The sequence below is a fragment of the Rhizobium sp. P2_G2 genome, from assembly GCF_056403555.1.
The window spans coordinates 145973-167911 of the sequence record NZ_JBFUFF010000004.1 but is presented as its reverse complement, the minus strand read 5'-3'; the positions used below and the strand labels follow the sequence as shown (position 1 = coordinate 167911).

Annotated in this window: 20 protein-coding genes; 7 read left to right on the top strand and 13 right to left on the bottom strand. The window is 61.4% G+C overall.

What is annotated here, in order from left to right:
* Nucleotides 1-232: 232 nt before the first annotated feature.
* Entirely contained in the window at nt 233-1357 is a 1125-nt protein-coding gene (locus tag AC1D06_RS05595; protein ID WP_477985484.1) for a patatin-like phospholipase family protein, read from the top strand.
* 11 nt (nt 1358-1368) lie between these two features.
* Here the strand turns inward: AC1D06_RS05595 and AC1D06_RS05590 are convergent, their stop codons facing one another.
* The 5 genes from AC1D06_RS05590 to AC1D06_RS05570 all read right to left on the bottom strand — a co-directional run bounded on the left by AC1D06_RS05590 (nt 1369) and on the right by AC1D06_RS05570 (nt 6333).
* The gene (locus AC1D06_RS05590) at nt 1369-2130 is read right to left on the bottom strand and encodes an SDR family NAD(P)-dependent oxidoreductase (RefSeq protein ID WP_477985483.1); all 762 of its coding nucleotides are present in this window, start codon (nt 2128-2130) and stop codon (nt 1369-1371) included.
* Nucleotides 2131-2144: 14 nt separating this feature from the next.
* A complete protein-coding gene (locus tag AC1D06_RS05585) occupies nt 2145-2957 on the bottom strand; it encodes an ABC transporter permease (protein WP_477985482.1) in 813 nt (270 codons plus the stop codon).
* The gene (locus AC1D06_RS05580) at nt 2957-3823 is read right to left on the bottom strand and encodes an ABC transporter permease (protein ID WP_477985481.1); all 867 of its coding nucleotides are present in this window, start codon (nt 3821-3823) and stop codon (nt 2957-2959) included. Before AC1D06_RS05580 ends, AC1D06_RS05585 begins: the two co-directional genes overlap by 1 nt.
* A gap of 230 nt (nt 3824-4053) precedes the next feature.
* Entirely contained in the window at nt 4054-5214 is a 1161-nt protein-coding gene (locus tag AC1D06_RS05575) for an ABC transporter substrate-binding protein (RefSeq protein ID WP_477985480.1), read from the bottom strand.
* Nucleotides 5215-5235: 21 nt separating this feature from the next.
* Nucleotides 5236-6333 carry an ABC transporter ATP-binding protein gene (locus tag AC1D06_RS05570; RefSeq protein WP_477985479.1) on the bottom strand — a complete coding sequence of 366 codons (1098 nt, stop codon included), beginning with the start codon at nt 6331-6333 and terminating at the stop codon, nt 5236-5238.
* A gap of 186 nt (nt 6334-6519) precedes the next feature.
* On the opposite strand from AC1D06_RS05570, the gene AC1D06_RS05565 reads away from it, so the two are divergent.
* Entirely contained in the window at nt 6520-7341 is an 822-nt protein-coding gene (locus AC1D06_RS05565; RefSeq protein ID WP_477879090.1) for a helix-turn-helix transcriptional regulator, read from the top strand.
* Nucleotides 7342-7843: 502 nt separating this feature from the next.
* Entirely contained in the window at nt 7844-9346 is a 1503-nt protein-coding gene (locus AC1D06_RS05560) for a DegQ family serine endoprotease (RefSeq protein ID WP_477879091.1), read from the top strand.
* A gap of 147 nt (nt 9347-9493) precedes the next feature.
* Here the strand turns inward: AC1D06_RS05560 and AC1D06_RS05555 are convergent, their stop codons facing one another.
* From AC1D06_RS05555 to AC1D06_RS05545, 3 genes are all read right to left on the bottom strand, one after another.
* Entirely contained in the window at nt 9494-10264 is a 771-nt protein-coding gene (locus tag AC1D06_RS05555) for a cyclase family protein (protein WP_477985478.1), read from the bottom strand.
* Between the two features lie 107 nt (nt 10265-10371).
* A complete protein-coding gene (locus tag AC1D06_RS05550; RefSeq protein ID WP_477985477.1) occupies nt 10372-11349 on the bottom strand; it encodes a fumarylacetoacetate hydrolase family protein in 978 nt (325 codons plus the stop codon).
* Between the two features lie 16 nt (nt 11350-11365).
* The gene (locus AC1D06_RS05545) at nt 11366-12484 is read right to left on the bottom strand and encodes an MFS transporter (protein ID WP_477985476.1); all 1119 of its coding nucleotides are present in this window, start codon (nt 12482-12484) and stop codon (nt 11366-11368) included.
* A gap of 408 nt (nt 12485-12892) precedes the next feature.
* On the opposite strand from AC1D06_RS05545, the gene AC1D06_RS05540 reads away from it, so the two are divergent.
* Nucleotides 12893-13837, top strand: a complete 945-nt coding sequence (locus tag AC1D06_RS05540; protein WP_477985475.1) for a LysR family transcriptional regulator — start codon at nt 12893-12895, stop codon at nt 13835-13837.
* Nucleotides 13838-14175: 338 nt separating this feature from the next.
* Here the strand turns inward: AC1D06_RS05540 and AC1D06_RS05535 are convergent, their stop codons facing one another.
* The 4 genes from AC1D06_RS05535 to AC1D06_RS05520 are packed head-to-tail and all read right to left on the bottom strand — an operon-like array spanning nt 14176 to nt 17844.
* Complete coding sequence (locus AC1D06_RS05535; RefSeq protein WP_477985474.1) at nt 14176-15306, bottom strand: FAD-dependent oxidoreductase; 1131 nt, start codon at nt 15304-15306, stop codon at nt 14176-14178.
* 12 nt (nt 15307-15318) lie between these two features.
* Nucleotides 15319-15684, bottom strand: a complete 366-nt coding sequence (locus tag AC1D06_RS05530; protein ID WP_477985473.1) for a Rieske (2Fe-2S) protein — start codon at nt 15682-15684, stop codon at nt 15319-15321.
* A 6-nt stretch (nt 15685-15690) separates the two neighbouring features.
* A complete protein-coding gene (locus AC1D06_RS05525) occupies nt 15691-16635 on the bottom strand; it encodes a VOC family protein (RefSeq protein WP_477985472.1) in 945 nt (314 codons plus the stop codon).
* A 42-nt stretch (nt 16636-16677) separates the two neighbouring features.
* On the bottom strand, nt 16678-17844 hold the full coding sequence (locus tag AC1D06_RS05520; RefSeq protein WP_477985471.1) for an alpha/beta hydrolase family protein: 1167 nt from the start codon (nt 17842-17844) through the stop codon (nt 16678-16680).
* 175 nt (nt 17845-18019) lie between these two features.
* On the opposite strand from AC1D06_RS05520, the gene AC1D06_RS05515 reads away from it, so the two are divergent.
* Both AC1D06_RS05515 and AC1D06_RS05510 read left to right on the top strand, forming a co-directional pair.
* The gene (locus AC1D06_RS05515; RefSeq protein ID WP_477985470.1) at nt 18020-18931 is read left to right on the top strand and encodes a LysR family transcriptional regulator; all 912 of its coding nucleotides are present in this window, start codon (nt 18020-18022) and stop codon (nt 18929-18931) included.
* Between the two features lie 389 nt (nt 18932-19320).
* Nucleotides 19321-20211 carry a SphA family protein gene (locus AC1D06_RS05510; protein WP_477985469.1) on the top strand — a complete coding sequence of 297 codons (891 nt, stop codon included), beginning with the start codon at nt 19321-19323 and terminating at the stop codon, nt 20209-20211.
* 40 nt (nt 20212-20251) lie between these two features.
* On the opposite strand, the gene AC1D06_RS05505 is transcribed toward AC1D06_RS05510, so the two are convergent.
* A complete protein-coding gene (locus AC1D06_RS05505) occupies nt 20252-21169 on the bottom strand; it encodes a LysR substrate-binding domain-containing protein (protein ID WP_477985468.1) in 918 nt (305 codons plus the stop codon).
* 137 nt (nt 21170-21306) lie between these two features.
* Here AC1D06_RS05505 and AC1D06_RS05500 point away from each other — a divergent pair, with 137 nt between their 5' ends.
* Nucleotides 21307-21933, top strand: a complete 627-nt coding sequence (locus AC1D06_RS05500; RefSeq protein WP_477879102.1) for a pyridoxamine 5'-phosphate oxidase family protein — start codon at nt 21307-21309, stop codon at nt 21931-21933.
* Nucleotides 21934-21939 lie beyond the last annotated feature (6 nt).

Here is a 21939-nt window from a genome sequence, read left to right as displayed (position 1 = left end):
GGGTACCCTCCCTCATCCCATGCGTGTGAAGCGGAAGTTCCGGCATCGTACCGTCAACAATTTCATGCGGATGCTGAAATGGAAAGCTTCAATTTCATTTCGGCGTTCCTCCATACCCGCCGGTGATAATTTCCGCATCTCCATTTTATCAGACGTTCGTGGAAGTGACTTTCTTCTTTTCAAGCTCGACGAAATGTCGCTTAATCTTGCCGCGACGGAGAAGGGTGGATCGATGTCAGAACGCGACGTGCATTTGTTATCCGATGGCCCCAAGCGCATCCTGTCGCTCGACGGTGGCGGCGTGCGCGGGGCGATCTCGCTGCAATTCCTGCAACAGATGGAGGACCAGCTGTCGGAACGCGCCGGACGGCGGGTTCTGCTGCACGAGCATTTCGATCTGATCGGCGGCACGTCGACGGGGGCGATCATCGCCGGCGGCCTGGCGCTGGGCATGAGTGCGACCGAAGTCAGGGACCTCTATAATCGCCTGGCACCAAAGGTCTTCCGCCGGTCGCGGCTGCGCATTCTCGGGCTGCAGGCAAAATTCTCGATCAAGGAATTGCAGAACGAACTGAACAATGTTTTCGGCGACATGACCTTCGACAGCAACCGGTTCAAGATCGGTTTCTGCGTCATCGCCAAGCGCATGGATACAGGCAGCCCCTGGATCATCGCCAACAATCCGAAGGCACCCTATTGGAACGACCCGCCGGAGAAGAGTTATATCGGCAACCGGAACTATCCGGTTGCCAAGGTGATCCGCGCCTCGACCGCGGCACCCCACTATTTCGATCCCGAGCCGATGGATGTGCTGAGCAACGGCGATCAGGGGCTGTTCGTCGATGGCGGCGTGTCGCCGTACAACAACCCCTCGATGCCACTCTTCCTTCAGGTGGCACTGCCGCAATATGGTCTGAACTGGGCGCTTGGTGCGGAAAACCTGACAATCGTCTCGGTCGGCACCGGCGGCTATCGGCAATTGATGACGCCGAAGGAGGCAACCGGGATGACGGCGGCCGGGCTGGCGCTCAAGGCACTGACCGGTTTGATGTTCGACACGGAATCGCAGACCATCGGCCTGATGCAGGCTTTGGGCACGACGCCGACGCCGTGGAAGATCAACAGCGAAGTGGGCGATATGCAGGGCATGCGTCTGCCCGGCGGGCCGCTCTTCCGCTATGTGCGCTATGACATCCGGCTCGAGGCGGACTGGATCGAGCAAAATCTCGGGCGCAGGGCCGATGTGGCCACGATTGCGCAATTGAGATTGATGGACGATCCCAAGAATATGCGGATTGCCCAGGAATTCGCCGCCCTGGCCGCGGCGACACAGGTGAAGGTCGAACACTTCAGCTGAGATAGCCTGTCTCAGACGACTGTTTCACCGCCGTCGACCACCAGAATCTGCCCGGTCATATAAGACGAACGGTCGGAGACGAGAAACAGGATCGGCTCGGCAATCTCGCTGACATGCGCCCAGCGGCCCAGCGGCACCTTTTCAGCAACATAGGCCTCGATCGCGGCACGGCCGCCCACCTGGGCGATGAAGGGGGCGTTGAACGGCGTGTCGACCCAGCCGGGGCAGAGCGCGTTGACGCGAATGCCGAATTTTCCATAGTCGCCGGCCATCTGCCGGGTCATGGCGATGACGGCATGTTTGGTGGTCGTATAGGCGATCATCTCGCGGTCGTAGAGAATGCCGGAAGACGAGGCGGTATTGAGGATGACGCCACGGCCGGCCTTTTTCATCATTGGCATGACCAGTCGGGCAGCCATGAAATGGGCGCGGACATTGAGGTCCCAGGACTTATCGAAACCTTCCACGGCCACCTGTTCGAGATCGCCGGCCACCTGCGCGCCGGCATGATTGTGAAGGATGTCGATGCGGCCCTGGCGGGCGAAGATGTCGGCAATGCCGGCCTCCAGCGCCCGGTCGTCGGTAACGTCGAGCGGCACGCTTTCCGCCTTTCCGCCCTCGGTGCGGATCATCTCCACCGTCTCTTCCGCGCCCTTGGCGTTGATGTCGACGACGACGACATGCGCGCCCTCGCGCGCCATGATCCGCGCGCCGGCCTGGCCGATGCCGGAGCCGGCACCCGTGACGATTGCTACCCGGTTTTCCAGGATCATGAGTGTTTTCCCTGTCAGTTTGTTCTTGTCTTTTCGCGCATCAGGAAGCGGGCGATGAGGATCAGCACCAGCGAGGCGACCAGCACCATCGTCGCAATCGCATTGATTTCCGGCGTCACGCCGCGGCGGATCGAGGCGAAGACATAGATCGGCAGCGTCGTGTTCGAGCCCGCGACGAAGAAGGCGATGATGAAATCGTCGAAGGAGAAGGTGAAGGCGAGCAGGAAGCCGGCGAGGATCGACGGCAGGATCTGCGGCAGCACGATTTCGCGGAAGGTGGTGATTGGTGTCGCATAGAGATCGCTCGACGCCTCGACGATGTCGCGGCCGAGGCCGGCAATGCGGGCTTTGACGATCATCGTCACCAGCGCCATGGTGAACAGGCCGTGCGCGGCGATGATCGAGCCGTAACCGAGCTGGATTTTCGGCGGATGGTCGCCGGGCCAGATGAAAGCAATGGCCGGGTTGAGAACACTGAACAGGGCGACGAGCGCGACCAGCGTGGCAATGCCGATGACGACGCCGGGCACGACGATCGCGGCGGCGAACAGGCCGTCGAACACGGCCCTTGTGCGAGCGCCCAACCGCTCAAGGCCGATTGCGGCCATGGTGCCGAAGATCGCGGCGAGAGCAGCGCTGGTGAAGGCGATGAACAGGCTGTTCTGCAGCGCCTCGGTGAGAAAAGTGTTGGACAGCGCCTTGCCATACCACTGCGTCGAGAAGCCGACGAACTCGCTGGCATTGCGGCCGGAGTTGAACGAGAACAACACGATCAGCGCGATCGGCGCGTAGAGGAAGAGATAGACGGCAGTCACCAGTGCGCGCATCAGACGAGATCCACCTGACGGGTGCCGGCGACACGCCAGGCGATGCGCATGGCAATCAGCAGCACGACGACCACGACCGCGACAAGAGTGACAGCGATGGCTGAGCCGAAGGGCCAGTTGCGCGATTGCAGGAAGAGATCGACCAGCGCGTTGCCGATGAAGAAGACCTTGCCACCGCCGAGAAGCTGCGGGATCAGGTATTCGCCGAGCAGCAGGATGGTCACCAGCGCCACACCGGTCATGACGCCGGGTAGAGAGAGCGGCAGGGTGACGCCGAAGAAGGTGGCGAGCGGCTTCGCGCCGAGATCGGCCGAAGCTTCGAGCAGGCGCCGATCAAGCTTTTCAAGGCTGACATAGATCGGCATGATCATCAGCGGCAGATAGCCGTAGACAATACCGAGCAACACCGCGCCGGGCGTGTTGATCAGCCGGACATTTTCGATGCCGACGAATTCGAAGAGATGCGGAATGCCGCGAGCGCCAAGGATATACATCCATGCATAGGTGCGGACCAGCATGCTGGTCCAGAAGGGCACGACGACCAGCGAAACGAGCAGCAGCCGGCGCTCAGGGCTCGCCTTGATGGCGAGATAATAGGCGACGGGATAGGCGACCAGCAGGCAGGCGGCGGCGCCGATCGGCGCCAGGATCAGCGTGTTGACGAAAGCGGTTGCGCGCGAGCCGAGATTGGCGAATTGTTCGAACGTGAACGCCGCCTGATACCCGCCCTCCGGCGCCCGCTTGCCGACCGAGAAGACGATGATGGCGATGAACGGCAGGACCAGGAAGAAGAACAGCCAGAGGCTCGCCGGTCCGACGAGGACGGCGGTGACGAGGTGTCGTTTGGTGGCTGGCTTCAGGGGCATCTAAGTTTTCGTTTTTCCGGGTCATACTATTTTTGGTCGGTGGGCGAGACACCCCCCTCTGCCCTGCCGGGCATCTCCCCCTCAAGGGGGGAGATCGACTCGCGGTGGCCGCTCGCCCCGATCTCGACGCTTCGATTGAGGCGAGGAGCATGCCTCTTGCCAATCTCCCCCCTTGAGGGGGAGATGTCCGGCAGGACAGAGGGGGGTGACCTCGATCACAAGAGCTTAAATCAAGCCGACTTGAACCGCGCCATCAACTCTGCCCGGCCTGGATCCGTCAGCGTCACGGCAGCACCGAATTCCAGCGGCGTCAGCGAAGCCTCATCCGGATAGACGATCTTGTTGGCGGTGATTTCTTTCGGCAGAAGCGAAATCACGCGGCTGTCGGTGGTCGGCGCGCCGTTGGCGATGTGCTCCTTCACCGCATTCTGCGGATCCATCAGGTAGTTGAGCAGCGCATAGCCGGCGGCCTTGTTCGGCGCGTCCTTGGGGATCGCATAATAGTCGGTCCAGATCTCGCCGCCGTCCTTGCCGAGGATATAGGCAATTTCGGGGACGTCACGGTTGAGCTGGGCGCCGTCATTGGTCCAGCACATGGTGATCCAGGCATCGGTCGAGCGCATGGACGGCTGGTAGTCGGAATTGATGGCGAAGAGGTGCGGCTTGACCTTGATCAGCAGTTCCTCGGCCTTCTTCAGGTCGTCGGCTTTGATCGAATTGAAGTCGAGGCCGAGCGAGACGAGTGCGCTGCCGATCGTGGTCAGCTGGTAATCATGCACCATGCCGCGGCCGTCGGCTTCCGTCTGCAGAACCTCGAAGAAATCCTTCCAGCTGGTGAGCTTGCTCTTGATCTTCTTGGTGTTGACGGAGAAGCCAGTCGTGCCCCAGTTCTTCGGCACGGCATAGGTCTTGCCGTCGATCTTGCCCTCCTTGGTGAAACGCGGATTTTCCGTCGTGGTGCTGAAGTTCGGCAGCTTGGACAGGTCGAGTTCGTCGATCAGGCCGAGCTTGTGATAGGTCGAGATCGTGTAATTGGTCGGCACGAACAGCGACCAGCCCGAGGCGCCGGCCTGCAGCTTGGCGAGCATTTCCTCGTTGGAGCCGAAGACGTTGACTTCGACGGCGACGCCGGCCTTGGCCTTGAAAGTCTCGAATGTGTTGGGGTCGTGGTAGTTCGGCCAGGTGGCGATCGACATCTGCGTGCCCAAGTCTTCAGCATAGGCCGGCGTGGCAAGCGCGCCGGGAAAGCGCGACATGACGGCGGTCGCGAGACCAAGGCCGGTGATGCCGAGGAAAGTGCGGCGGGTGATCGAGCCGCGCTTCAGGCGCATGAACTCGTCCATGAAGCCTTCTGATGTGATCGGGAGATTGTCCTTGTAGTCCTTGCTCATGATGCTGTTCCCTGTTTTGGTTTATGCATTTGACGCTGGAAAGACGTGGGCAGCCCTGGGGTCGAAACTCAGCACGACCGGCTCGCCCGGCGCGGCGAGATCGGATACGTCGATGGCGTTGCGCTCCGTGGTCACCAGGACGTCGCCAAGTCCCGGAACGGCGACGGCGTATTCGGCCGAAGAGCCGAGGAAGATGCGGTGCGTGACGGTGCCTTTGAAGGAGGGGCCGGTTTCGACGGCGCTGCGGGAAATCCGGATCGCTTCGGGCCGGATGGCGACGATCGATTTTCCGGATGCCGGCGGAACCTTACTGCCCGGCGCCAGAACCGAGCCGTCGGCGAAACGCAGTGTGGCGCCATCAACGTCGGTCGTGGCCTCGAAACGGTTGGTCTTGCCGACGAAATCGGCGACGAAGAGATCGGCAGGATGGTCGTAGACTTCCTGCGGCGTGCCGAGCTGGCGGATGCGGCCGGCGCTCATGACGCAGACGATATCGGCCATGGAGAGCGCTTCTTCCTGGTCGTGCGTGACCAGCACAAAGGTGATGCCGAGTTCGCGCTGCAAAGTCTGGAGCTCGATCTGCATGGCCGAGCGCAGTTTCTTGTCGAGGGCCGCAAGCGGTTCGTCGAGCAGCAGCACCGAGGGGCGGTTGACGATGGCGCGGGCGAGCGCCACGCGCTGCTGCTGGCCGCCGGACATTTCGTGTATGCGGCGCGTGGCGAAGCCGCCGAGGCGGACCATTTCCAGCGCCTCGCCGACACGGCGGGTGATCTCGGCCTTTGCAAGGCGCGGCCGCTGCTGGCGCAGGCCGTAGGCGACGTTCTGCTCGACATTGAAATGCGGGAAGAGGGCGTAGTGCTGGAAGACCATGTTGACGGGGCGGCGATAGGCCGGCACGCCGTTCATCTCCTGGCCATTGATCAGCACCTTGCCGTTGCTCGGCTGTTCGAAGCCGCCGATCATCCTCAGACACGTGGTCTTGCCACAGCCGGAGGGGCCAAGGAGGGCCAGGAAGGCGCCCTTCGACACATTTAGGTTGATGTCCGTCACGGCAGTCACCGGGCCATAATTCTTGGTGACCGAACGGAATTCGATATCGTTCGTCAGAGCGGATGTCACGTCTATTCCCCGCGGTTGGTCATAGCGGCAGTCTTGGCTGCCTTGTCACCGTCTTTGACCGAAGACTATGCCCGGGGCTTCCGCGAGGTATATACCCCGAGAGAGGTATTTTCTCAGAAAATGTCTCAGGCAAGGTGTATATCGGCAAGAGTGGAGGAAGACGATTGCGATGATAGGCAAGAACGGATGAGCGTGGATCTGGAGGCGCTGCTGGATGGTTTTGCCGCGACGGTCGGCCGCGCGTCGATGCCTGACGCTGAGTTCGGCGAGACGTTCCGCCAGATGATGGCGGCGCTGGTGCGCTTCGATTATGTCGTCGTTTTCGCCTATCGCGGCAAGGAGCGGCCGATCGATCTTTACAGCACCTTCGATCCGGAGGAGCATATCGTCTTCGTGACACTCTACCAGGCCGGGCCCTATCTGCTCGATCCGTTCTACCACACGGCGCGCGAACGCCGCGCCGGCTTGTTCCGGATGCGGGAACTGGCGCCGGACCGGTTCTTCTCCAGCGAATATTATCGCAGTTATTATGTGCAGACCGGGCTTGCAGAAGAAGTCGGCTTCTTCGTTACGCTGGATGACGACGTCACGGTCGTGCTGTCGCTGATGCGGCGGGAGAAGACGGGACCGTTTCCCGCGGCCGAGTTCGTGCAGCTCAGGAAAGCGGAAGCGCTGGTGTCGGCTTTGGTTCGGCATTTCTGGTCCGGTCTCGGACCGCGCTTCGACGCCAAGCTCGATGCCGGCGCGCGCACCGGCCGCAAACGCGGCGTGAGCGGCACGTCACTACCGGCGGCGGATACGGTGTGGCGCGACCTGAAGCTCACCAGCCGCGAGATGGCGATCGTCGATCTGGTACTGCAGGGGCATTCGTCGGAGTCGATCGGGCTGAGGCTCAACATTTCGACGGGGACGGTGAAGGTCCACCGGCGCAATGTCTACCGCAAGCTCGGGATTTCGTCGCAGACACAGCTTCTGTCGATCTATCTGAGCACGGTCGGGCGGCACTAGCCACTAGATCGTGCGACCTTCCAATGAAGATGATTCGAGGCAGAACGGGGCGTTTTCACGTGCTTGTGAAAGCCGGCGAATGCGTAAGATTACAAAGACTTAATGATGCTTGCCGGTTTCGTCATATTCTGACGAATATTTCAGGTTTCGAACGCCTTTATTAGCGATAATTAACGTGCGGCGGCTCTCTCGCGATGTATATTTCTCCTCGAAAGCTGGGGCCTGACGCCGATGTGGCGGCAGAGCAAGACAGCTGCCATCGAGGCAAGCCTCGCAGGACATCGTGGAGACGCTCATGCGCTCTGTTATCGAATATCGCCATTGCTGTGCGACGGATGGGCGGCAAGCACTTCCATAAGGACTGACAGGCGGCCCCGGCCGATCGGCTTCTGATCACGTCGGCGGCTTCTTTTCAATTTCATTCCCGCAGTTGATCCGCCGTCACGAGACCGGCGGCAAGGTCCTCTGCGCTCATTTTCCAGGTTCAACAGGAGACGTACCAATGACCTCAGTATTCGCCAAGCATCGGATTGCCGCCCTCGTCGGCGTCGCTCTCATCGCAACGCCACTCGTGGCGTCCGCCATGATCACCAATCCCGCCGCGACACCGGTTATGACGACCACGACGAATGGCATGACGTCGTTTGCGCCGATCGTGACGGCCGATAAGCCGGCGGTGGTGACGATCACCACAAAGATGAAGGCGGCCAATGTCGAATATGACGGCAATTCGCCGTTCGGTGGCAGTTCGCCTTTCGACGAGCAATTCCGCCAGTTCTTCGGCCAGCAGGGCATTCCCATGCCGCAGCAGCGCCAGCCCATGGCGCAGGCGCTCGGCTCCGGCTTCATCATCGACGCGAACGGCATCATCGTCACCAACAACCACGTCATCGATGGTGCGGTCGATATCAAGGTGACGCTGGATGATGGCACCGAATTGCCCGCGAAACTGATCGGCGCCGATCCGAAGTCGGACCTCGCCGTGCTGAAGATCCGCGCCTCACGCCAGCTTCCGACGGTGAGGTGGGGCGATTCCGATCACATGAATGCCGGTGATCCCGTGCTTGCCATCGGCAATCCATTCGGCCTCGGCACGACGGTGACGTCGGGCATCGTGTCCGCCCGTGGCCGTGACCTCAACAATGGCCCGTATGACGATTTCATCCAGGTCGATGCGGCGATCAATCATGGCAATTCCGGCGGACCGCTGATGAACAGCCAGGGTGAAGTGGTCGGCATCAACACCGCGATCTATTCGCCGAATGGCGGCAATGTCGGCGTCGGTTTCGCCATTCCGTCGAACGAGGCGCAGAGTATCGTTGCCAAGCTGATCCAACATGGTTCGATCCAGCATGGTGTCATGGGGGTGGTGATCCAGCCGGTGACCCAGGATATCGCTGATGCCATCGGCCTCAAGAACGCTGGGGGCGCACTGGTCGCCAAGGTCAATCCGGACTCTGCGGCCGCCAATGCGGGCGTCAAAAGCGGTGACGTGATCCTCAGCCTCGATGGCAAGACGATCAAGACCACCAAGGACCTGTCGCGCTTCGTCGCCGACATAACGCCCGGCACACGCGAGCAGATGACGCTGTGGCGCAATGGCGAGAGCAAGGACCTGTCGATCACCATCGGCGGCGACAAGACCAGCACGCAGGCCGCTGAGAATGATGGGCAGGACGACGGTTCCGTCGAGCCCGCCAAGCATATGCCTTCGATCGGCATCGGCTTGGGCGACCTCGACAGCGACGCCCGCCAGGCGCTGAACCTGCCGTCGAATGAGCATGGCGCCGTGGTCGAATCGGTCAATCCCGACAAGACTGCCGCCGCTGCCGGCATCCAGACGGGCGACGTGATCGTCGCGGTCAACCAGAAGCCGGTCGCCAATGCGCGCGAAGCACGCAATGCCGTTGTCGAAGCGGCCAAAGCCGGCCGCAAGTCTGTCCTGCTGCTCGTCGAGCGCAGCGGCGGCCAGACCTTCATTGCCGTGCCGTTCGGTAACGCGTAAGCGGCGGCGGAAGCGTCTGCATTCTCCGGGAGAGGCGGCCCCTGCCTCTCCCTTTTTGCGTTTTTGCACCTCGGCGGTGGGACGCCTGCTGCTAACGCATGCAGGTCATGTCAGCGATCAGCGCCCGCTCCGGACGTTCGACCAAGACTATTCGTCGAAAAGCGCGACAGCGCGGCACCAGCCGGCGGAAGCCCCCTTGATCTTCACCGGCAGGCAGGAGACGGTGAAGCCCCTGGCAGGCAGTCCGTCCAGCCGTGTCAATTTTTCCATATGCAGGAAAATGCCCTCGCGGCCGGCCTTGTGGCCTTCCCAGATCAGGCCAGGGTCATGCGTTTCGGCATAGCGTTTTGCCGTATGGATGAACGGCGCATCCCATGACCAGGCGTCGGTGCCGGTGATGTGCACGCCTTGGGACAGGAGCCACAGCGTTGCCTCGCGGCCGACGCCGCAGCCGCGTCCGACATAGTCCGGCCGGCCATAGGCCGCGCCGGCAGCCGTGTTGATCAGGACGATGTCGAAGGGTTGGAGAGCGCCGCCGGTCTTTTCGACGGCGGAACGGATTTCGTCGACGGTTGCAACATGGCCGTCGGCGAGATGGCGCAGGTCGAGCTTCACGCCGGGCCGGATGCACCAGTCGAGCGGCACCTCGTCGATCGTCCAGGCCCGCTCGCCGCCATTCATGGTCGAGGCAAAGTGCCAGGGCGCATCGAGATGGGTGCCGACATGCGTGGTCAGCGTCAACTGTTCCACGGCCCAGCCTTCGCCGCCCGGCAAATCCGCAATATCCAGCCCGGGAAAGAAACGCGCCATCTCCGCGCCGCCATCCTTGTGGCCGGAATAGGTGATCTTCGGACCAAGCCCCGGCGGATCGGCCGGAATATCGTTTTCGATGGCGACGGATAGGTCGATGATCTTCATGAGAAATCTCCTGATATGGCGGGTGCGCGGCAAGGCATCCCCGTGCCTGTCAACGTCAGGCGCAGGTTTTAGTGGCTGACCGGCATCAAGGGAAGGTACAACATGCGTCAGGCGCGGATCACCGTCTGCGCGATGGTGCCGAATGGCGCGGTGCCATCCGGCAGCCGGGCCTCCATCCGCACCCGGTCTCCCCAGGTGAGGAACGGGGTTTTGGCGGCCCCATGGTCGAGCTGTTCGATGACGCGGATTTCGGAAATGCAGGACGAGCCGGCGGCACGATCGGCATTGGATACGGTGCCTGAGCCGATGATTGTCCCGGCCGCCAGTTTTCGTGTCCGCGCGCAATGGGCGATGATTTCGGCGAAAGAGAAATGCATCTCGGCGCCGCCGGCGTGGCCGACCTCGCGGCCATTGACCGCGACATGCAAGGGCAGCTTGATGCGGTTGTCTCGCCAGTGAGGCGCGATTTCGTCCGGCGTGATGGCGACGGGTGCAAAGCCGGTCGAGGGCTTTGCCTGCAGCCAGCCGAAGCCGGAGCGCATTTCGCGCGGCCCGAGGGCGCGTAGCGACCAGTCGTTGATCTGCACCAGCAGGCGAATATGGCCGGGTGCTGCCTCGGCATGTGTGCCCATCGGCACATCGGAGAGGATGACGCCGAATTCGCCTTCCATGTCGATGCCCAACCTGTCGTCGGGAAATTCGACATCCGCCACGGGGCCGCGAAAATCATCGCTGGCGCCCTGGTAAACGAGAGGGATCGTCTCGAAATCGGGATTGGACGGATTGTCGAACGCCTTGTCCATGAGCCGCCCATGATTGAGGAAGGCGGAGGCATCCAGCCATTGCGGCGCCCGGGGCAGGGGTGCGAGGCAGCGTGCGGGATCGAAGTCGACTGCAAATGCCTCTTCCCCGGCATTCAGTCGCTCATAGAGTGCCGCGAGGCGGGGTGAAGCCTGATCCCACGTTTCGAGTGCCTCAGTCATCGTCCGTGCAATACCGACAGCGGGAGCGGCTCGCCGGAGATCGCGTGATGCGACCCACAATTGGCCATCGCGGCTGCCGTCGTGATAGGTGGCAAGTTTCATCGTCCCAAGTCCTCTATTATGCCACGGCGCCGGAAGGGACGGATGTCATCGCTGTCTTTGCCCTGGTGAAGAGGGTGATCGAAACGAGCGCCACTAGAACCGCCGTCAATCCGAGCGCGCCGAAGCCGAAATGCTCGCCCAGCGCGCCGCCGATGATCGGGCCAAGTGCTGACCCGATCATCAGCATGGCCGGCGTGGCCGCTACAGCCCGCCCCGATGGGTCGAGCCGGGCGAGAAGGCCGAAGGCGAAGGTATGGGTGAAGATCTGGACGGCAACGAATACGGCGGCTGCCGGAGCCCAGACGGGAAATACCGTCGCCATCGTCACGATGATCGCGAGCAGAGCCTGCACGGCCGGACCAATCTGAACCACCAATGTTGCCGATACACGTTTCTGAAGCACAGCTGCCAAGGGCGACGGCAACAGGAAATTGATAACGCCGAGGGCGATCAGAACAGTGAGCACATTACCGGCTGCAAAGCCACGCGCCTTGCCGATGACCTCGACGAAGGAAAACACCATGGCCTGATTGAATGTCATGACGCTGACGCCGAGAATGGTGAACCAGACGGCACGGCTGAAAGGAACGGGGCGCTCCTCCTCGAAAGCGGGAGGATTGTGAAACAGGATAGCGCAGGCAATCGCAGCGATTGCCATCACGGCCGCGAAGACCTGAAACAAGGCAGCACCGCCCCGGATGATGAGAAGCTGCGGGATGGTGCCGAGAAGCACGATGCCGGAAAGTCCGAGCGCGACCCCAGCTATGGCGAAGAGGCGGTGAGGATTTCCAGAGCGACCCATGGTTCCATGCACCATGGAAAGAGCGAAGCCGACGGAGAAGCCCGCCAGCAGATGAAGGCCGGCAAGCGGGAGGAAGCTTGCCTGGGTGGACGCAAGGAAAAAGGAGAGCGCTGCGGCCCCAAAGCCTGCTGTCGCCACCAGGCGCTGGTTCAGCCTGTTGAGACGCGGTGCTACCACGGCGCTTGCGGCGACTGCGCCCAGTAGAAAGAGCGTGACCAATCCACCGGCCTGTTGCGGGCGAAAGCCGAACCGCTCAACGAGCGCACCGACCCAAACTGGAAGCGCTACAAGGTCGATCATGCCTGCGCAATGGGCAATAAGCAGGGCGGTCATACCGCCAATTCCAAAATTCTTTCCTGACATGTTCTCCCTCCCGATATTGTGTCAGCGGTCCGTGCGCTCAGCATCCCCTCGCCGCCGGTAATGTGGCCGTCATATTGCTTCGGCCAAGGTCTTCATCGATGCCCGCATGATGGCTGCATGTTCTTCGCGGCTGCCGCCGGTGATCTCGATATCAGCGAGCTTTCCGGAATTCTCGACCACCATCCGGCAGCGTTCCCATCGACGCGCTTCGAAGGAAGCAAGCGCTCCCCCAGCAATACGTCCTCCAAACAAGAGGCAGGCGTTATCTGCAGTCGCACGATCAATCTAACGCCCAGCCTCATGCTTCAAGCTACGACTTGACTGAGGCAGTAATCAAATAGATAACATTTGTGCCTCCTATAAGTGGAATTTATATCGATGCGGTTAGAGCGGTTTGACCTCAATCTGTTGGTGGCTTTGGAGGCACTGCTGCGTACCAAGAGCGTTTCGGCAACCGCCCTCGAGCTGCGCCTCACCCAGCCGGCCGTGAGCAGCGCTTTGGCCCGTCTGCGGGCGCATTTCGGGGACGAAATATTTATCTTCAGCGGCGGGGAGATGACGCCCACAGAGTTCGGCCGCGGCTTGGCTGGCACAGTTTCGGACCTGATTGCCCAGCTGCGCCCGCTTGCGCGCGCCCGCGCCAGGTTCGACGCCTCCTCCCTTCATCGGACATTCAAGATCATTGCGTCCGACTATGTTTCGCAAGTCCTGCTCTCGCGCGTTTCCAGAGGGCTGGCGGTTCTTGCTCCCAAGGTGTCTCTGCAGATGATCTCTTTCAGCGACAATGCAGCGTCGCAGTTCGATCGGGGCAATATCGACTTTCAAATCGCGCCTGAATTTCTGGCCTCGGCAAATCGCGGCGCAGAAGCCCTCTTTTCCGACAACTTCAGATGCGTCGTCAGCGCGACGAATGTCTCCGTTAAGGCGTCTTTGGACCTCGTTACGTTCAAAAGTTTGCCGCACATCGTAACGTCTTTCGGGGTGCATGACGGCAAGAGCCATTTCGAACGGGAGCTTGAAACGAAGAACATCCGCATATCCGTTGCGGCCATGGTCCCAAGCTTTGTGCTACTCCCCTATTTCGTGATCGGCACGCAGAATGTCGCGACCGTCCACCGCCGCCTGATCGACGAATTGCCGGTCGACCTGCCTCTCCGATATTTCGATGTTCCACTAGAGATTCCGGACCTGACGGAAGTCTTGTACTGGAACAAATATCTCGACCGCGACATGGAGGCCATGTGGCTGCGCGATCTCCTCGTAGAAACAGGGAGATCCCTAAATACCGCGCTGGGGACGCCCGTCCCCGGACGCGGTGGGTAACCGTGTGACGGGCGGCGCGATCGCGGCGCAGGCGGTGGAGAGAGAACCTCCACCGATGTGCAATCCCGATCTCCAGCCAACGGGCTCTCGAGTTTCCGGAGTTAAAGCTCAGCTCGGCAGGGTGCCGCTCAGCAATTCTTGTCCGGGCGTCGCGCGGGTATCGGATGCTGCGGCGCATGTCCTGACTGCTTGCGATAAAGGTCAACATCAGGGCGCAATGGGTAATGACCAGGGTGACCATGCCGCCAATTCCAAATTTATGTCCTGACATGTTCCCTCCCGATCGTCCTGTCAGCAGCCCGATTGCGCGGCGTCTCCAATCGCCGCCAATCCGGCGGTCAAATTGCTTCTGCTAAGGTCTTCATCGACATCCGCATGATGGCGGCGTGTTCCTCACGGCTGCCGCTGGTGATCTCGATATCCGCCAGCTTTCCCGAATTCTCGACCACCATTCGGCAGCGCTCCCACCGGCGCGCCTCGAAGCTCCCGAGCGCTGCTTCAAGCGAGGTGCCGGTCGCGACTTCTTCCGCCAGCACCACGGCATCCTCGATGCCAATGCAGGCGCCGGCGGCCAGATGGGGCGTCGTGGCGTGCACGGCGTCGCCGATCAGCGCGATCCGGCCTTTGCTCCACGGCCTCGGCATCAGCATCTGCTCCAGCGGCCGGTAGACGATCTGGTTGTCTTGCGTAAGCGTCTCGGCAATGCGCCGGACCGTCGGCGAAGCAAAGCGATTGAGCGGGCCGCGCATGGCGTCCACGAATGTCTCAGGCGCGACGAAATCGTTCGTTGGCTTGTCCTCGGTCAGGAACAGATAGACGGTGTCTGCCGTCACCCGGTTGACGCCGACCTTGAGCTTCGGTCCCATCCACATTGTCGTGGTTTCGATGCCCTCCGGCCTGGGCAGCACGGCGCGCCAGACCGATTGGCCGATGAAGCGCGGCTTCGGCGCCTCGGGAAAGCATTTTGTCCGGACCTGGGAATAGAGGCCGTCCGCGCCGACGATCAGGTCGTAGCTGCGCTGCGATCCGTCGGTGAAGGTGACGGTGGCTGCCTCCGGCACCTGCTCGATGTCGGTGAAGGTGAGGCCCAGGCGGACATCCACCTTTTCCTTCTGCACTGCCTCCCTCAGGATGCCGGCGAGCGCCGGGCGCATGATCGCCGCCCCGCCCGGAACATCAGGTCCCGCGACCCGCGGCGTAGGCAGCGTCACCAGAACCTTGTCGTCCGGTCCGCGCAAGTCCACGCCATCGGTGGCATAGCCTTCCTGCAGGAAGCGTTCAAGCAGGCCAAGGTCGCGCAGGACGCGCAAGGTCGAGCCATGCAGGCTGATGCCCGCGCCATAGGACCGCCAGCCCGGATCCACTTCCACGAGGTCAACCGCAATGCCCTGCCTTGATAATTGCAGCACCGCGGTCATGCCCGAAAAGCCGCCGCCGATGACGAGCGCCGTTTTCACGCCGGAATTCATCCTATCCTCCTCCTACAGGCGATCCGCCACGAACACGTCGCCATGCGTGCCGATCACCAGCTCCACTTTCCTGAGACTTTGGCCCAGACAGGGCCCGAGCACGCATTCGCCGGTTTCGATATCGAAGAGTGCCCCATGCGAATGGCAGGCGAGATGCTTGCCCTCGCCGTTGAGATAGGCATCCGCCTTCCACGCCATCGGCGTGCCGCTGGTATAATGCGGGCAGGCATCGAGCCAGCCGAAGAGGCGGTCGCCGCGGCGGGTGACGATCACCTTGCGCCGCCATGACGGCGCCGGGGTGAAGCCCCGCGCCTCGCCCTCGGCGATGTCGCTTGCATGGCATAGCCGAAGCAGGGCCTGCGCCTCTTCCATGACCATGCGCGGTCAGCCCTTCGCGCCTGGAGGCGGCCCGCCCGGCGCCCATTTCTCGCGCATTTCGAACAGCACGATCTGCGAGGCTTCCGGCCCCATGGGCGCCTCGCGCGCCACCCAGCTGTCGTCGTGCTTGTCCATGTCGGCGTCATATTCGAAGTGACAGCTGAGCGGACTGTTGAAATACCAGAACCAGTTCGAACCGAATTTATGCCGGCCCGGCCCCCAGAAACTCTGAAAGCCCTTCTTGACGAAGCGGGTGCCGGCGACCATCAGCTCGGTCGGGCCGCCCATGTGGAAGGCCAGATGTTCGCAGCCCTGCATGTATTCCGGCGTGCGGATGAAGAACAGCGTGTGGTGATCGTCGTTGGCCTTCGGCCGCAGGAACGGCCCGGCCCCCTTGAGCACATCGGTGATGACGAAGCCCAGGCGCGAACAGTAGAAATTCGCGGCAATCTCGATGTCGGGCACGAAGAGCACGACGTGGCTCAGTGAGCGCGGCAAAGCCGGCATCTCCTCCCAGACGCCGATTTCATTGGCTTTTCGCTGCGCAGGCGCGCCGGGCGCGTTGATCTTTTCCGCCGGCATGTCGAGTTCGCGGCGCATGGTGACCTGGAACCTGAGTTCGAAGCCCTGGTCGTCCTTGACTTCGATCGAGCCGTCCGAGAGCCGCGTCACGCGACGGTCTTTGGCAAGTTCCGCCTCGATCGCGTCGAGATCGGCCGCCGAGCGCACGCCATAGATCTGCTGGCGCAGCATGTTCGATGTCCTGAGCGGCGGCGGCAGGGTAGGGTCCGACTTGTGGCGGACGATGATGCCGGTGCCGTCGAGCGCCTCGAACAGGCCGCCTTTGTCCGAGACGTCGACGGGCTTCAGGCCGAAGGCCGTCAGATATTCGATCGCGCCAGCCACGTCGTCGACACCGAAAACCAGATAGTCGGGACCTATGATATTCATTCTTCCATTCCTCCAGCATGCCCTTCGCCAAAGCGGCCGGCATCATCCATCGAGAGCGGTTCGCCCACCCAGAACCTCGGCGACCCAATCGGCGATATAGGCGCCGGCATTGGCCGAATTGTCGAAGCTCGAATGCTGGACACCGCCGGTGCGGGCGTCGAAAATCTTGAGTTCGCGGCGCGGACTGTTGACCAGCTGGTCATAGGTCGCCTGCGCCCAGTGAAGCGGGATCTGGCTGTCCTTCTCCCCGTGGGTGACGAGGAAGGGCACGCGAATGCGGTCGAGTATGCCGTCGAGATGGACGTTTTCGGCGATCGCCATGAACTCGTCCATATCCTTGGCGCCCCAGACCCAGCGGACATGATCCCAATAATGCGGCACGGGAAAATTGCCTTCCCTGGCAAGCCGTTTCTTCTGCACGTCACGCCAATCGTGATTGGCGCCCCAGACGACGCCGCAGGCAAAACGCGGCTCGAAGGCGACCGCACGGGGGCAGTAGTAACCGCCGAGCGAGACGCCCTCCATGCTGATCCGCCTGGGGTCGATATGCGGCTGCGTTTCCAGCCAGTCGACAATGCGGCTTGCCCAGTGTTCGCTGTCATAGCGCGCGGTCAGCCCTTGCAGGCGTAGGGCTTCGCCAGTGCCGGGCTGATCGATGATCAGCGAAGCGACACCGCGCTCAGCCAACCATTTCGGCAGGCCGACGAGGAATTTCATCTCCTTGGTGCTGTCCAGGCCATTCACCTGCACCAGGATCGGCGCGGGGCCTTGCACGCCTTCGGCGGGAACATAGAGGGCCGAGAGATGCTTGCCCTCATAGGGAATGTCGACGCGTCTGCAGCGCGAACCGGAAAGCTCCAACCCCTTGGCGAACGCCGCGAGAAAGCGCTGGTAGAGCGCAAGCCGCCCTTCCGAACCATGCGCCTGCAGGCGCTCGGCGGTGAGAAGATAGTTGGCGGCGCGGATCAGCTTGTCGCCGGCCGAGATTGTCCGACGGCGCGCTTCATCCTCTTCGGCAAGTGCGATCAACTTGTCGGCCATCGTCACCCAGGTCTGGCGGAAGGCCATGGTGCCGGCTGCGTCGGGCGCCTTGGCCGCGTCCTGCAGGGGGGCGCACATTTCCTCGATTTCCCCGATCCGGGCGCCCATCTCGATCGACAGGTCGACGGAGAGGTTCCAGACATAGTTGGTGGGAAAATATTTAAACATCAGGCCTCCACGCACCACTACGAGACAATCGCCGTGTTTCGGGAGGTTGATAAATATCCGCCGCCACGTCGTGCGGCTGCCTCCCTGTGTCAGGATTAGTGCAAACCAAATCGTTTATGAAATTGCTTATTTCAATGGCATGTATTAATTCGCTGAATATATTCGGGAGGACGATATGCGTTTCAAGAACCTTGATCTCAATCTTCTGGTCGCTCTCGACACATTGATCCGTGTCCGCAATGTCAGCCGTGCGGCCGACGAAATGTTCATTACCCAATCGGCGATGAGCAATGCGCTGGGCCGGCTGCGCGATTATTTCGACGATCCCCTGCTGATCCAGGTCGGCCGCAGCATGGAACTGTCGCCTCTGGCTGTCACGCTGGAACAGCCGCTCAGGGATATCATCGTCCGCATCGAAACAGCCGTCGTCTCGACGCCATCCTTTTCACCACAGCAATCGACCCGCAGCATCGGTCTCGTGGTGTCGGATTATACGCTGCACACGCTGATCCCGCCGTTTCTTCGCAGGGTCGCCACGCAGGCGCCCGGCATCCGCATCGATCTCAAGCCGCAGCAAAATTTCCCGCATCTCTTGCTGGAACGGGGCGAAGCCGATCTGCTGGTCGCGCCGACCGTGTTCTGTTCGACCAATCATCCGATGGAAGAACTGCTGAAAGACGAATTCTGCGCCGTGGTGGATGCAGAGGGGCCACATGCCGTGGGCGGGCTGAGCAAGGAAGATTTCATCTCTGCCGGCCATATCGTCATGCTGCCGCCGAATGGCGGCGAAAGCGTCGCGCAGAAAGCCTGCCGGGAAATGGGCGTCGAACTCAAGGTGGAAGTGACGACCTTCTCGTTCACGTCGCTGCCGATCCTGGTCAGAGGCACGAACAGGATTGCGCTCGTCCAGCGCAGTCTGGCCGAAATGATGACGAGACTTGACGGGCTGGCGATCGTGGAGCCGCCTCTCGCGCTGCCTCCGTTGGAACAATCGGTGCAGTGGCACAGCTATCGCACCCGTGATCCGGCCTTGATCTGGATCCGTTCGCAACTCAAGCAGGCCGCAGCGGAGCGTCATGCCGCGTAGGGAAGACATCTTCCGCAAAATACATCACCACTGAATATCAGGCGCGCCGACTATTCAGCGTGTCAATACTTCTATGACGAATAGCAATTTTACATCCTTCAATCCCGTATCTAAGCAAGGTCCGGGAAGTTCATCGGCGTCGCTCGGGACGGAGTACCAGCGAAGCCGATCGACGCCGGGCGAGCTCCGCGCCGGCGTCACAGGGGTATGGCGGGACATCTGACGACATATTGAACCGGGCAGCAGGCGTTTGACCGACGCTGCCAACCCCTAGCTCACGGGGAACGGAGGCGTGCGCCCGCACGACATTGACCCCATCCAGATTGAAGCGCCGGCGATTGAAACCGCTCGGCGCGGCGGCTCATCGCATCATTGAAGAGGAGGGAATGATGAGACATTTTCGCAAACTGGCATCAGCCATGATCATGAGTTCGGTCTGTGCCGTGGCGGCCCAGGCGGCGGAGAATGGCAATACCCAATATGCGCCCGGCGCGTCGCAATTCTTTGCCGGCTCCATCCCACCCTATGAAGGCCTCTATTTCCTGTCGCAGACAAGCTATTTCAGCTCCGACCGGACCAATGACAGCAAGGGTCACGAGATTCCGATCGACTTTCACGTCGATGCGGCCGTCGAAACGCTGCGCCTTCTCTATGTCTCCGACATCCGGGTTGGAGATGCGCAGGTCTGGGGCCAACTCGTCCTGCCGGTCATCCATCTCAACCTGTCCTCCGTCTTTGCCAGCGATACCGCGTTTGCGCCTGGCGATATGACGGCAACGATCGGGCTCGCCTGGCACCCCGACCAGGCACAGACATTCGTCCTCGGGCTCGATGTCGGAATGCCGACCGGGCAATATGACAAGGATGCCTTTGCCAATACCGGGCTGAACCACTGGTCGCTGCAGCCGACTGCGGGCTATCACTATTTCGATCCGCAGGGGCTCGAACTGGCGGCCTCGGCACGCTTTATCTTCAACAGCGAAAACACCGATACGCATTATCGATCCGGCGACGAATTCGTCCTGGATTACGCGGCGGGCTGGAATTTCGACAAGGTCAAAGTCGGGGCGACCGGTTACTATCTCTTGCAGTTTACCGATGACACCGGACCAGGCGTTGCAATGGACGGACATCGCGGCAAAGGTTTCGCGATCGGCCCATCGCTGACCTATAGCTTCAATCCGGCAATGCAATTCAGCGCCTCCTGGCAACACGACCTCATGGCCGAAAACCGTGCCCAGGGCGACGCTGTCTGGCTCAATTTCGCGACAAAATTCTAGGATCGATCGATTTCGTCCTATCCAGACCGGTCATGCCCACTCAACGCGGCAAAGCGGCTTCTTCGAGCCGTCGCCTGAGCCGCGGAGCGGCGAAATCGATAAAGCTTCGCAGCTTGAGCGGGATCGTCCCCTGTGCCTGATGAAGCAGCCAGACCGGCAATGGCGGCCCTTCGAAGGCGCCGAGCACGACTTGCAGCTTGCCCTCCTTTATCGCGCGTGCCGCCTGGTAGGAGAGCACGCGGGTGATGCCGACGCCGGCAATTGCCGCATCGAGTGCGGCTTCCGCCGTGTTCACCGATAGCCGCGGCTGGATTGCCACCGCATGGTCGCGGCTATGCTCCGCCAGCTTGAAGGTCCAGGACGGCGGTGAGCCCAGCATGTCGAAGGCGATCGAGGGGCGGTTTGCCAAGTCGTCCGGATCAGTGGGGACGCCATGTTGCTCGAAATGGGCCGGGCTACCGCAGACGACATAACGCACCTCGCCGATGCGCATGGCGATCATCGAACTGTCGGGCAGTGCACCGATGCGGACGGCGAGGTCCACGCGGTCTTCGAGAAGATGCATATTGCGGTCCGAGAGCCATATCCGGATATTGATTTCCGGATAAGCGGCGAGGAATTCGTTGACCACGGGCAGGACATGCAGCCGGCCGAAAACGATTGGGGCGGTGAGCACCAGTTCGCCCTTCGGCGCCATTTGCTCGCCCGCCACCTGCCGCTCGGCATCCCCCACCTCGTCCAGAATACGCTTGCAGGATTGGAAATAGGCGCTGCCGGCGTCTGTCAGCGTCAGGCGGCGGGTCGAGCGCAGCAGCAGCCGGGCGCCGAGATGCTCTTCCAGTTCCGCCAGCTTGCGGCTGATGGTCGGCAGCGGCATGCCGAGGCGACGGCCAGCGGAGGTCAGGCTTCCGCCTTCCACGGCAGCAACGAAGATCGACATGCCCTCGAGGCGATCCATATTTTCTCGAAATTTGAAATAATCCTTTTTGAAAATAGCAGATTATCTCAATTTCCTGAAGCCCTATTTTTCTCCCAGTGAGAAGGCGGCTGTGCAATTTGCGCTGACCGCCCCCGCCGATTGTGAAGGAGAAAGTCATGTCCTACGGATTCCTCGATATCGCCTCGACCCCAAGTGTCCGCGCCGCCCAGGCCGCGATGGGCAGCGCACATGTCTGGCAGGATTTCGCAAGCGATCGTGCTTTCAGCCGGTTTACGGCGAATGAAGCAGCGTTCATTGCCGAGCGCGACAGCTTTTACATGGCCACCGTATCGGAGACCGGCTGGCCCTATGTGCAGCATCGTGGCGGACCGAAGGGGTTTCTCAAGGTGATCGACGACAAGACGCTGGCCTTCGCCGATTATCGTGGCAACAGGCAATATATCAGCCTCGGCAATGTCGATGCCGGCGGCCGGGCGGCGCTCATCCTGATGGATTATGCAAGACGAACCCGTCTGAAACTCTATGTTCATGTGGAGGCTCTGGCGCTCGATGCCGATCCGGCGCTGACGGAACGTGTTTTCGACACGGACTATCGCGGCAAGCCCGAACGGTTTTTTCGCTTGCGCCTGGAGGCGTTTGACTGGAACTGTCCGCAGCACATCACGCCGCGCTTCACCGAGGCTGAGATCGCCGCGGCCGTGCAGCCGCTGCACGAGCGTCTGGCGGCATTGGAAGCCGAAAACGCCAGCCTGCGCGCCAGGCTCGCCGAACAGGGAGATTGATTGATC